We start from the raw sequence: 11045 nt of genomic DNA, 5'->3' as shown, positions 1-11045 counted from the left end.
AGGCCGCCGACATCGTCGCCCACCACTGGAACAGCTGACCAACCACACCACACGAACGCTGGCCGGCACCCGAACCCGGGTGCCGGCCAGCGGCGTCTGCAGGCCCGGGCCGGCGACGTCCTCCCGATCGGACGGATCCACTACCTTAAATTTTCCTGTAGCCCTTTGCTCGCAGGCGATCCGGCTTGGTATGAACCGTCCGGCATTCCGCCCGACTCCACCCGTTGGGAGCGCTGCCATGCGGTGCGCCGCGGAGGTCTGGAGGTGACATGGACAGCGCCGGTGCGGGTCGGTCAATCCGGCAGACCACGGGTCTAGGCAGCCGACCGGCGCCGCGCGGCGTCCTGCGTCCGGTCACCGCCGGCGCCGCCGTCATCGTGGTCGTCGCGGCGGGCTTCACCCCGCCGGGCCGGGCCGCCATCTCCGGGTCGTTCGCGTTCCTGGAGTTCTTCACCGGCGTGTTCAGCCTGGTCGGCCTGTCCATCACGGTGATGCTGGGCCTGGCGGCGACCGACCGGTTGGTGCTGCTGATCCGGCATCGGATCCTGCTGCAACTCGCGCACCGGGCCACCGCCGCGACCGCCCTGGTGTGCCTGGCGATCCACGTGGCGACCAAGCTCGTGGAGGGCCACGCCCACCTGTGGGACCCGGCGGTCCCGTTCCTCGCCAACCATCGACCGGTCCAGGTCGGGCTCGGCACCCTGGCCGGCTACCTGATGATCATCGCGACCTGGACCGGGGTCACCCGCGCCTCGTACGCCCGGAGCCGGCAGCCGGGCCGCTGGCGGATCCTGCACGCCAGCGCGTACGCGGCCTGGCTGCTCGCGCTGATCCACGGGCTCGGCGCCGGGCGGTCCGCCAAGACCTGGGTGCTGGTCAGCTACGGCATCTGCCTGGCCCTCGTGGCGCTGGCCCTGCTGGTGCGCTTCTTCGTGGCGTTGAGCCGCCGCACCCACCTGGCCCGGGCACAGACCATCCGCCGGATGCGCCCGGTGGGGCGGCCCGCGGCAACCGAGACCACGCCGCTGGCCACGAGCGTCCTGATCCCCAGCCTCGACGGGGTCGAGTGGGCCGACACCGAGCGCCGGCCCGCCGGCCGGGGCGACCCGGTACCGGCCGTCGCGCCGGCCGGCCCGGCCGACCGGGCCGCACCCGCCGGACCGGCAGTCCGGGCCGCGCCCGCCGGCCCGGGCGACTGGGCCGGACCTGCGGACCGGGCCGCGCGCGTCGAGGTGGGGCCGCCGGCCGCGGCGGCGGCGCCGGTTGAGCGACGCGGGGGCCGGGCCAGCGACTACCGCCCCTACCGGCCGTGGCGCGCGGACACCGAGGGCGCCCCGGCGGGCGGCAACGGCACGGACCCGGCCCACGAGGACCGCTCGCCACGGCGCCACGCGCCATCCGCCGACCAGGGACCACGGGCCCGGTCCGCGGCGCGCGAGGAGCCCCGAACCCGGCCCGCACCCACGGGACCCGAGGAACCGCGTACCCGCTCCGCCGCACGTGAGGAACCCCGAACCCGGCCCGCGCCCGCGGCACCCGAGCAACCGCGTACCCGCTCCGCCGCACGTGAGGAACCCCGAACCCGGCCCGCGCCGGCGGCACGCGAGCGGGGCGGGGCGCGTCCGGCACCGGCGGAGCGGGGGTCCGCCGCCGCCCCCGGACGGCGCCCGGACGACACCGCCGAGATCACCGACGAGGAGTTCTGGGCGTACATCCGCAACGAGGTCGGCCGGTGAGGCCGCCGGTCGTCGGCTGGCTCGGCCCGCCCCGCCTGACCGCCGGCCTGGACCGCGCGGACCGCCTGGACCGGCGGATGCACCTGGCCGTGCACGGCGACCTCCGCCCGCTCGACCTGATCACCGCCCTGGACCTCGCCGAGCTGATCAACCTGCGCGGCCGGGGCGGTGCGGGTTTCCCGTTCGCCCGCAAGCTGGACGCGGTGGCCCGCTCGGCGCAGCGGCGGGCCCTACCGGCCACCGTGGTCGTGAACGGCACCGAGGGCGAGCCGGCCAGTTGGAAGGACAAGGTGCTGCTCACCCGCGCGCCGCACCTGGTGCTGGACGGCGCGGCGCTGGCGGCGTACGCGCTCGACGCCGAGAGCATCGTGATCGGGGTGGCCGACGACGGCGTCGCCGCCGGCTCGGTACTCGCGGCGGTCGCCGAACGCCGGATGCCGGCGCCGACCCGGCTGGTGACCATGCCGCACCGGTTCATCTCCGGCGAGAGCGGTGCGCTGATCCGGGGCATCAACGGGGACGTGCCCATCCCACCGGGTCGGAAGGGCCGGGCCAGCGAAGCCGGCGTCGGCGGGCGCCCCACCCTGCTCTCCAACGCCGAGACGTACGCGCAACTCGCGGTCGCCGCGCGGCTCGGGCCGTACGCCTTCGGCGAGGTCGGCACCGCCGACGAGCCCGGCACGGTGCTGCTCACCGTGGGCGGGTCGGCGCGCCGCCCCGCAGTGCTGGAGGTGCCGGCCGGCGTACCGCTGCGGGAAGTGCTCGACCACTGCGCCGCGCCGGTCGGGCCCGGCGTGCTGCTCGGCGGCTTCCACGGCAGCTGGATCGGCCCGGCGGCGGCCGCGGAGGCGGCGGTCTCCCGGGCGGGGTTGGCCGCGGTCGGCGGCACCCTCGGCGCGGGCATCGTCCTGCCGCTCGGCGACGGGACCTGCCCGCTCGGCGAGGCGCACCGCGTGCTGCGGTATCTCGCCGGCCAGTCGGCCGGGCAGTGCGGCCCCTGCCAGTTGGGCCTGCCCGATCTGGCCCGCACGATGAGCACGCTCAGCCACGGGGGCGGCGGCACGGCCGCGCTGGACCGGGTCCGCGCGGCGGCCGGCGGGGTACGCGGCCGGGGCGCGTGCAGCCACCCGGACGGCACCGCCCGGTTCGCCCTCTCCGCAATCGACACGTTCACCGCGGACATCGCCGCGCACCTGTCCCGGGGCGGCTGCGGCGACCCGGTACGCGGCATCCTGCCGTTGCCCGGCGAGGACGCGGCCGGTGGCCGGCTGGTCATCGACTGGTCCCGGTGCGACGGGCACGGACTCTGCGCGCAGCTCGCCCCGGAGCTGATCACGCTGGACGCGAACGGTTTCCCGTCGGTCGCCGACGCGCCGGTGCCGCCCTGGCTGCTCTCCGGCGCCCGGAAGGCGATCGCGATGTGCCCGGCGTTGGCCCTGCGCCAGGATGCCTGAACGCGGCCCCGCAGCCGAACGGGTCCCGCGGGGTCGTCTGAACGCGGCCTGGTACGCGAACGGGCCCAGCTCGATGAGCTGGACCCGGGATGGTGGGCGATACTGGGTTTGAACCAGTGACCTCTTCCGTGTCAAGGAAGCGCGCTCCCACTGCGCCAATCGCCCGAGCGCCGCACTGCGAGCGGACGACGGGATTCGAACCCGCGACCCTCACCTTGGCAAGGTGATGCGCTACCAGCTGCGCTACGTCCGCGTGCCGCCGTCGTGCGACGGTGACGGGGAGAACTGTACCCGATGGCAAGATCCTCCTCCGCCCCGGGCCGCGCGCCGCGGCGCCCCGGACCGGGTGGCGGTTGGGCCGGCGGCCGGGTGGGTACTGACTTCGATCGACAGCACACCACCATCCCCTGAAGGAGGCTGTCGTGGGAATTGGTACCAGCATCTTCCTGATCGCGGTCGGCGCGATCCTCACCTTCGCGCTCGACGCCAGCATCGGCGGGGTCAACCTCGACGTCGTCGGCTGGATCCTGATGGCGGCCGGCGTGCTCGGTCTGATCATGACCACGCTGGTCTGGGGACGCCGCCGCGAGGTGGTCGCCCCGGTCACCCCCGCCGAACCGGTCGAGTACCGCCGGGTCGAGGAGCGCCGGGACGTCGCCCCGCCGCTGTGACGCCTGCTGTCCGGCCGGACATGCACCGGGCCGGACATGGCGAGAGGCCGTGTCGATCATCGACACGGCCTCTGTGCTGGTGGGCGATACTGGGTTTGAACCAGTGACCTCTTCCGTGTCAAGGAAGCGCGCTCCCACTGCGCCAATCGCCCTCGTCAACTGCGAGGTGGAGACGGGATTTGAACCCGTGTACACGGCTTTGCAGGCCGTTGCCTCGCCTCTCGGCCACTCCACCGAGGTTGCCCCCGACATGCGTGGCGGCATCTCCGAGCGGACGACGGGATTCGAACCCGCGACCCTCACCTTGGCAAGGTGATGCGCTACCAGCTGCGCTACGTCCGCGTGCCCCCGGTGTTTCCCGGTGACGGATGAGAACTTTAGCCGAGCCCGGGAACGGTTGCCAAATCGGGGTCCCATTCGGGCGCGTCCGGGTGATCCGTACCCTGCCCCCCCTCGGGCTTCCTAGGAACCTGGGCGGAAGCTGGGCCCGGGAGGGCGGGCGCGGGCCGGAACGGCACTGTCGAACTTCCGACTGTCGATCCTTCGACCGGACCGGTTCGGTAACTCCTCGTGGTCAGATGGATGGGCTACGGTAGCGATCGTGACGAGACGCGCCGCCGAAATCCGACTGGATGCCCTTTTGCGCACGGCTTGCGAAGTGATCGCGGAACGCGGACTCGCCAACACCCGGACGGCCGACGTGGCCGAGGCCGCCGGGGTCAGCCAGGCGCTGGTCTTCTACCACTTCGCCACCAAGGACCGGATGCTCGCGCAGGCATTCGCGTACGCCGTCGAGCAGGACCTCACCCGCCTGGACGCGGTGGTCCGCTCCACCGCCCCGCCGCTGGCCAAGCTGCGCCGGATGCTGCGCCTGTACGCGCCGACCGGCCGGTCCACCTCCTGGTCCATGTGGATCGACGGCTGGGCGGAGTCGCTGCGTACCCCGGAACTGGAAAAGGTCTCCCGGCGGCTCGACCTGCGCTGGCGGCAGGACCTGGCCGCGGTGATCACCGCCGGGGTGGCCGACGGCACCTTCCAGTGCCCGGACCCGGCGGGTGCGGCGTGGCGGATCAGCGCGGTGATGGACGGTCTCGCCGTGCAGCTCTCGGTGCACGAGCGGGTGATCACCCGGCGGCAGATCGCCGAGTGGATCCGGCTGGTCGCCGCCCGCGAGCTGGGCGTGGAGCCCGCCGCGCTGGACTGAGCACCAGAGCCGGGAGGTTCGCCCTCCCGGCCCGGTCCGGCGCGGGTGCCCCTACCGCCACCGTCTCCTCGCCGGCCGGCGTCCGAACGCCGCCCGGGGGGCCATCGGCTGCTCCCCCACCGGACGGAGCAGGCGCCGCATCCGCAACAGCAGCCCGGCGCCGAGGAAGAGCAGCAGGCCACCCAGCAGGAACGCCGCCTGGGTCACCCCGAACCCGCCCGAGGCCGCGATGGGCCGGCCCGCCGCGCCCGGGACGGGCGGCTCGGCCACCGCCGCCTCGCTCGGCGGGACCTCCCCGGCCCGCTCCTCGGTGGCCGGCGCCTCGGTCGCCGGCTCGGTCGGCTCGGTCGCCCCGGTCGCGCTCGGCGTCGGCTTCGCCGACCGGCTCGGCTCGGCCGGCACCGCCCGCCCCACCACCTGCCGGCTGGCGCTCTGCCGGGCCAGCAACCGCAACTGCTGGTCGTAGGCCTCGGCGGCGAAGCTCACCCGACCCCGGCCGACGTCCCCGGCGAAGGCCACCCGGTAGCGGGCCGTCACCGTCCGGCCCGGACAGAGCAGCCCCGGGTCCAACTCCCGGTCCGTCAGCCGGGCCACGTCGCCCTCGGTCCGGACCTCCAGCGGGAACGAGCCGGTGTCCTCGACCCGGTCCACCCGTACCTGGTCCAGCCGCAGGCCCTGCACCCGCAGCAGCATCGACCAGCGCACCTTCACGCAGCCGCCACCGTCGGAGCGGGACACCACCGCGGCCAAGGTCCGCACCTCGTCGCCGGCGATGAACTCGTCCGGCAGCCCGCTGAGTTCGGTGGAGAACGCGGCCGCCGCCCGTGCCGGGACCGCGGCGCCGACCCCCGCGCCGGACAGACAGGTCAGCACCACCCCGATCCGCAGCGCGTACCGCCACCCGCTCACCACGTCTCCTCCCGTCGGCCGCGTTCCATCCGAAACGCTAGGAGCGCCACCGGCGCCCCGGTAGACGGGCGTGTTCGCACGGAACGCCAACCGCGAGGGCCGATCTCACCCCGGGTGATGAACCGGTAACCGGTCGACCGCGACACGCCCGGGATCGCCGGCGGGGCGGCCAGGGGCGTACGACAGAATCAGCCGGTGTCCGATCTGTCCGCCGCCTTCGTCCGGCTGCACGCCCGGCTCGCCCCGGTCGCCTTCGTCCCCGAGGTGCGGCTGCACCAGGCCGACGAGCCGATCGGCCTCTGGGAGCTGACCGAGGGCGAGTTCCGCAGCGCCCAGCCGCCACCGTTCTGGGCCTTCGCCTGGGCCGGCGGGCAGGCCCTCGCCCGCTACGTCACCGACCACCCGGAGCTGGTCGCCGGCCGGCGGGTGCTCGACCTCGCCTCCGGCTCCGGCCTGGTGGCCATCGCCGCCGCCCGCGCCGGCGCGGCCGCCGTCCAGGCCGTCGAGGTGGACGAGCGGGCGGTCGCCGCCGTCGCGCTCAACGCCGAGGCGAACGGGGTACGCGTCGACGCCGAACTCGGCGACATCCTGGACGGGGACGCCGGGGGCGCCGAGGTGGTGCTCGCCGGGGACGTCTTCTACAGCGACGCGATGGCCCGGCGGATGCTGCGGTTCCTGCTCCGGGCCGCCCGCTCCGGCGCCCGCGTGCTGGTCGGCGATCCGGGCCGGGCCTTCCTGCCCCGCGAGCGCTTCCACGAGCTGGCCGGGTACGAGGTGCCGGTGCCGGAGGCGCTGGAGAGCGTACGGGTGAAGCACACCACCGTGTGGGAGCTGGACCCGGCCCCGCCGGGGGCCGCCCGCTAGCGTGACGCCGTGCTGTTCCGGGGCTGGGGGGAGTCCGTCGACGGGGCGTGGCCCGACGTGGCGACGGTCGTCGACCACGTCGGCGTACGACACCTGGTGGTCACCCGGCACGCCCTGGTCCGCCGGCTGCTCACCGACCCGGTGACGTTCCGGCCGGACAACGCGCTCGACGCGGTCACCCCGATGCCGGTGGCCGCCCTGCGGGTCCTGGCCGGGCACCGGTTCCGGCTGCCGCCGACCCTGGCCAACAACGCCACCGCCAGCCATCCTGAGCTCCGCGGCATCGTCGCGGGCGCGCTGCACCCGGACCGGGTGGCCGCCCAGCAGCCGTGGCTCACCGACCTGGTCCGGCGGCGGGTGGCCCGGCTCGCTACCGCGCTCGACGCCGGCGCGCCGGTCGACCTGTACGCCGACCTCGCCGCCGACCTGCCGCTGCTGGTGCTGGCCCGGCTGGTCGAACTGCCGGACGCGCCGGTCACGGCGGTGAAGGACTTCGCCCGGGCGGCGCTGGAGCTGTTCTGGGCGCCGCTCGACGAGCCCCGGCAGCTCGCCCTCGCCGCCGAGGTGGGCCGGTTCCACACCGTGCTGCGGGCGTTCGCCGTCGACGGGGGCGGCCTGGCCGCCCGGCTGCGCGCGGCCGGCCACTCCCCCGACGTGGTGGTCGGCGCGCTGTTCTTCCTGCTGGTCGCCGGCCAGGAGACCACCTCGCAGTTCCTCACCCTGCTGCTGCACCGGCTGACCGCCGAGCCGACGGTACGGGCCGGCCTGCGCACCGGCGCCATCGAGGTCGCCGACGTGGTCGAGGAAGGGCTGCGCCTGGAGCCGCCGATCGTCACCTGGCGGCGGGTCGCCGCCGTGCACACCAGCCTCGGCGGGACGGCCGTCCCGGCCGGCACCAGCATCGTGGCCTGGCTGGCCCGGGCCGGCCGTGACCCCGAGGTGGTGGCCGCGCCCGACGGGTTCGTGCCGGGGCAGCGCGGCTCCCGCCGGCACCTCGCCTTCGGGGCGGGGCCGCACCGCTGCGTCGGCGCGCACCTGGCCCGGATGGAGGCCGCGGTCGTGGTCGCCGAGGCCGCGCCGCTGCTGGACGGGGTGACGGTGGTCCGCCCGCCCTGGTGCCCGGACAACCTGACCTTCCGGATGCCGGACGCCTTCGTGGTCCGCCGAGCCTGACCCGGACGTCGCTCCGCCGGTGGCGGTAGGCAGGCCCGGAGACCTGACGAAAGTCAGGTAAGGACAGCGCCGATCGGTGGCGGCGCGGCACCCTGCTCACTCCCTACCGTCTGCGCATGATCACACTTCGTGGCTTGACGAAACGGTTCGGGACGGCGACCGCGGTCGACGGCCTGACCCTCGATATCCGGCCCGGGCAGGTGACCGGCTTCCTCGGCCCCAACGGCGCCGGCAAGTCCACCACCATGCGGATGGTGCTGGGGCTGGACCGGCCCACCGCCGGGCAGGCCCTGGTCAACGGCCGCTCGTACCGGCAGCTGCGGCACCCGCTCTACGAGGTGGGCGCGCTGCTGGACGCCACCGGCATCCACCCGACCCGATCGGCGCGGGCGCACCTGGTCGCGATGGCCCGCAGCAACGGCATCCCCGCCCGCCGGGTGGACGAGGTGCTGGACCTGGTCGGCCTGGACGGGCGGGCCGCCGGCAAGCCGGGCCGCGCGCTGTCGCTGGGCATGGGGCAGCGGCTCGGTATCGCCGGTGCGCTGCTCGGTGACCCGCCCGTGCTGCTGCTCGACGAGCCGGTGAACGGGCTCGACCCGGACGGGGTGCGCTGGATCCGCCGGTTCACCCGCGACCTCGCCGACGAGGGCCGCACCGTGCTGGTCTCCAGCCACCTGATGAGCGAGATGGAGCAGACCGCCGACCGGGTGGTGGTGCTCGGCCGGGGCCGGCTGATCGCCGACGCGCCGCTGGCCGAGCTGCTCGCCGGCCGCCCTTCCGGCACGGTCCGGGTACGCGGCCCGGAACCCGCCGGCCTCACCGCGCTCCGCGACCGGCTGACCGCCGAGGGCGCCACCGTCGACCTGGACGGCACCGGCCTCTCCGTGGCCGGCGCCACCGCCGCCCGGGTCGGTGACCTCGTGTACGAGCTGGGGGTGCGGGTGCACGAGCTGACCCCGGTGGCCGCCTCGCTGGAAGAGGCGTTCCTGGAACTCACCGCCGACAGCGTCGAGTACGCCGCCGGCCCGACCGGAGGCGAGCCCCGATGACCGTCCTGCCCACCACCACCGCGCCCCGGTCGGCGTCCCGGCCCGCTGCCGCGCCGTCCACCGGCCCGTTCGCCGGTGCGGTGGCCGCCGAGTGGACCAAGCTGCGGTCGGTCCGGTCCACCTGGTGGACCGTGCTGGCCGCGGCGCTCACCATGGCCGCCACCAGCGGCCAGCTCGCCATCTACGCGGTCAACGCCAACACCGACGACGACCCGACGGTGAACCCGGGGGTGCTGCCGGTCGGCGACATCGTCACCGGTTCGCTGGAGCTGACCCAGTACGTCGTCCTCGCCCTCGGGCTCTTCGCGATCACCAGCGAGTACGCCACCGGCACCATCCGGACCACGCTGCGCTGCACCCCGTCGCGTACCCGGGTGCTGCTCGCCAAGGCCGTCGTGGTCGGCGGACTGACCTTCCTGCTCGGGCTGCTGCTCGGCGGCATCGGCGCGGCGGTCGCCCGGCCGGTGCTCGGCGACTGGGGGCGCGCCCCGCTGGGCGGCACCCTGGCCGACGTGGCCGCCTCGGCCGCATACCTGGCGCTGGTGGGGGTGCTGGCGCTCGGCCTGGCGGCGGCGCTGCGCAGCCCGGTGCTCACCCTCACCGTGCTGCTCGCGCTGCTGATGATCGTGCCGCTCTCCCTGCAGGAGCCGGGGATCACGGCACTCACCCGGATCGCCGACGCGTTCCCCGGGGTCGCGGGCGGCCACTTCCTGGCCGGGGACACCGAGCCGTACCCGGCGGCGGTCGGGCTGCTGCTCCTCGCCGGCTGGACGGCCGGTGGGCTGGCCCTCGGCCGCTGGGCGCTGGCCCGCCGGGACGCCTGAGCGGCGGGCGGGGCTGGTCAGCCGCTCGGCGGGACCAGCCCCGCCTCGTACGCGAGGATCGCCGCCTGCACCCGGTTGCGCACGTCCAGCCGGGTGAAGATGCTCGTCAGGTAGCTCTTCACGGTGCCCTCGACCAGGTGCAGCCGGCGGGCGATCTCGGCGTTGGACAGTCCCGCCCCGACCAGCGCCAGCACCTCCCGCTCCCGGTCGGTCAGCCCGGCGAGCCGGTCCCGGGCGTACGGCGCGCGGGCCAGCGGGCCGCCGCTCAGCTCGATCACCCGCCGGGCCACCCGTGGCGACAGGTACGCCCCGCCGCCGGCCACCGCGTGGATCCCGGCCAGCAGCTCCCGGGGATCGCCCGACTTGAGCAGGAAGCCGCTCACCCCATGGCCGAGCGCCCGGGCGATCAGGTCGTCCTCACCGAAGGTGGTGAGCATGACCGTGGCGGTTTCCGGCACGAGCCGCCGGATCTCGGCCGCCGCGCTCAGCCCGTCCCAGCGGGGCATCCGGATGTCCAACAGCGCCACCCGGGGCCGGTGGGCACGGACCAGTTCCACGGCGGCGCGGCCGTCGCCGGCCTCACCGACCACCTCGATGGCGGGGTCGGCGGCCAGGATGGCGCGTACCCCGGCCCGGATCATCGCCTCGTCGTCGGCGAGCACCACCCGCAGGGGCTGCCCGTGGTCGTCGGTCACCGCGTGATCCGCTCCTTGCTGGCCAGCCGGCCGCCGGTGAAGCAGAGCCGCCAGGTCGGCTCCGCGAACGGGAAGTTGCCGTCGGTGTAGTACTCGCAGCCGGCCGGGGGGTCGTCGGTCGGCGGGGCCGCCTGCCGCCGGGGCAGGTCGAGGCCGTCGCGGGGCTCGCCGAGGCGCAGCCGCTCGTACCCGGTCCGGTCGAGCACCGCGCCGGCCGTGGCCAGCGGGTAGTAGACCAGGGCGAGCACCGACGCGAGGATCACCGGGGCGGTGAACGCGGCCAGCAGGCTGCGCCGGACCCGCCGCCGGGCGTCCCGGAGCCGCCGCGCCGCCTCGCCGGGGTGGTCGTCGAGGGCCGGACCGCTCCGGAAGCCGCCGTCGAGCTCTCCGGCCGGCCACCCGCCGGCCACCGTCCCTCCCCCGGCCACCGCCACCGCCACCGCCCCGGCACCGGCACCGGCACCGG

General features: G+C 75.5%; 10 protein-coding genes, 5 tRNA genes and 1 pseudogene. 8 read left to right on the top strand and 8 right to left on the bottom strand.

All coding sequences use genetic code 11. The annotated features are described in order from the left end of the window. The first annotated feature begins 269 nt into the window (after nt 1–269). On the top strand, nt 270–1736 hold the full coding sequence (locus tag LQ51_RS31140) for a ferric reductase-like transmembrane domain-containing protein (protein ID WP_052744801.1): 1467 nt from the start codon (nt 270–272) through the stop codon (nt 1734–1736). Further along, nucleotides 1733–3190, top strand: a complete 1458-nt coding sequence (locus LQ51_RS10115; RefSeq protein ID WP_046564464.1) for an NADH-quinone oxidoreductase subunit NuoF family protein — start codon at nt 1733–1735, stop codon at nt 3188–3190. The genes LQ51_RS31140 and LQ51_RS10115 overlap by 4 nt, the downstream gene beginning before the upstream one ends. A gap of 90 nt (nt 3191–3280) precedes the next feature. Here the strand turns inward: LQ51_RS10115 and LQ51_RS10110 are convergent. Both LQ51_RS10110 and LQ51_RS10105 read right to left on the bottom strand, forming a co-directional pair. Next, nucleotides 3281–3355: transfer RNA gene (locus LQ51_RS10110), tRNA-Val, on the bottom strand. Nucleotides 3356–3370: 15 nt separating this feature from the next. After that, a tRNA-Gly gene (locus LQ51_RS10105) sits at nt 3371–3443 on the bottom strand. 169 nt (nt 3444–3612) lie between these two features. Between LQ51_RS10105 and LQ51_RS10100 the strand changes: the two genes are divergently transcribed. After that, nucleotides 3613–3861 (top strand): DUF6458 family protein, encoded by a 249-nt coding sequence (locus LQ51_RS10100; RefSeq protein WP_046564463.1) that lies wholly within the window; start codon nt 3613–3615, stop codon nt 3859–3861. 77 nt (nt 3862–3938) lie between these two features. Here the strand turns inward: LQ51_RS10100 and LQ51_RS10095 are convergent. From LQ51_RS10095 to LQ51_RS10085, 3 genes are all read right to left on the bottom strand, one after another. Continuing rightward, nucleotides 3939–4013: transfer RNA gene (locus LQ51_RS10095), tRNA-Val, on the bottom strand. A gap of 12 nt (nt 4014–4025) precedes the next feature. Then, nucleotides 4026–4096, bottom strand: a tRNA-Cys gene (locus tag LQ51_RS10090). A 34-nt stretch (nt 4097–4130) separates the two neighbouring features. Next, a tRNA-Gly gene (locus LQ51_RS10085) sits at nt 4131–4203 on the bottom strand. Nucleotides 4204–4462: 259 nt separating this feature from the next. Here LQ51_RS10085 and LQ51_RS10080 point away from each other — a divergent pair. After that, entirely contained in the window at nt 4463–5065 is a 603-nt protein-coding gene (locus LQ51_RS10080) for a TetR/AcrR family transcriptional regulator (RefSeq protein WP_046564462.1), read from the top strand. 51 nt (nt 5066–5116) lie between these two features. On the opposite strand, the gene LQ51_RS10075 is transcribed toward LQ51_RS10080, so the two are convergent. Beyond that, nucleotides 5117–5974 (bottom strand): hypothetical protein, encoded by an 858-nt coding sequence (locus LQ51_RS10075; protein ID WP_046564468.1) that lies wholly within the window; start codon nt 5972–5974, stop codon nt 5117–5119. Between the two features lie 195 nt (nt 5975–6169). Here LQ51_RS10075 and LQ51_RS10070 point away from each other — a divergent pair, with 195 nt between their 5' ends. The 4 genes from LQ51_RS10070 to LQ51_RS10055 all read left to right on the top strand — a co-directional run bounded on the left by LQ51_RS10070 (nt 6170) and on the right by LQ51_RS10055 (nt 9884). Continuing rightward, a complete protein-coding gene (locus LQ51_RS10070; protein ID WP_046564461.1) occupies nt 6170–6838 on the top strand; it encodes a class I SAM-dependent methyltransferase in 669 nt (222 codons plus the stop codon). Nucleotides 6839–6847: 9 nt separating this feature from the next. Next, nucleotides 6848–8011 carry a cytochrome P450 gene (locus LQ51_RS10065; protein WP_046564460.1) on the top strand — a complete coding sequence of 388 codons (1164 nt, stop codon included), beginning with the start codon at nt 6848–6850 and terminating at the stop codon, nt 8009–8011. Between the two features lie 116 nt (nt 8012–8127). Next, a complete protein-coding gene (locus LQ51_RS10060) occupies nt 8128–9060 on the top strand; it encodes an ABC transporter ATP-binding protein (RefSeq protein WP_046564459.1) in 933 nt (310 codons plus the stop codon). Then, entirely contained in the window at nt 9057–9884 is an 828-nt protein-coding gene (locus LQ51_RS10055; protein WP_052744800.1) for an ABC transporter permease, read from the top strand. The genes LQ51_RS10060 and LQ51_RS10055 overlap by 4 nt, the downstream gene beginning before the upstream one ends. Nucleotides 9885–9901: 17 nt before the next feature. On the opposite strand, the gene LQ51_RS10050 is transcribed toward LQ51_RS10055, so the two are convergent. After that, the gene (locus LQ51_RS10050; protein ID WP_082159347.1) at nt 9902–10579 is read right to left on the bottom strand and encodes a response regulator; all 678 of its coding nucleotides are present in this window, start codon (nt 10577–10579) and stop codon (nt 9902–9904) included. After that, nucleotides 10576–11045 (bottom strand): annotated as a pseudogene (locus LQ51_RS10045) (two-component sensor histidine kinase); the annotation flags it as partial. The gene LQ51_RS10050 and the pseudogene LQ51_RS10045, both read right to left, overlap by 4 nt.

This window comes from Micromonospora sp. HK10 (assembly GCF_000982955.1).
Taxonomy (GTDB): domain Bacteria; phylum Actinomycetota; class Actinomycetes; order Mycobacteriales; family Micromonosporaceae; genus Micromonospora.
This window is presented reverse-complemented; position numbering and strand designations above follow the sequence as displayed.

Coding starts and splice junctions, on each gene's coding strand:
- LQ51_RS31140 (WP_052744801.1), top strand. CDS start 270: ATGGACAGCGCCGGTGCGGGTCGGTCAATCCGGCAGACCACGGGTCTA.
- LQ51_RS10060 (WP_046564459.1), top strand. CDS start 8,128: ATGATCACACTTCGTGGCTTGACGAAACGGTTCGGGACGGCGACCGCG.
- LQ51_RS10055 (WP_052744800.1), top strand. CDS start 9,057: ATGACCGTCCTGCCCACCACCACCGCGCCCCGGTCGGCGTCCCGGCCC.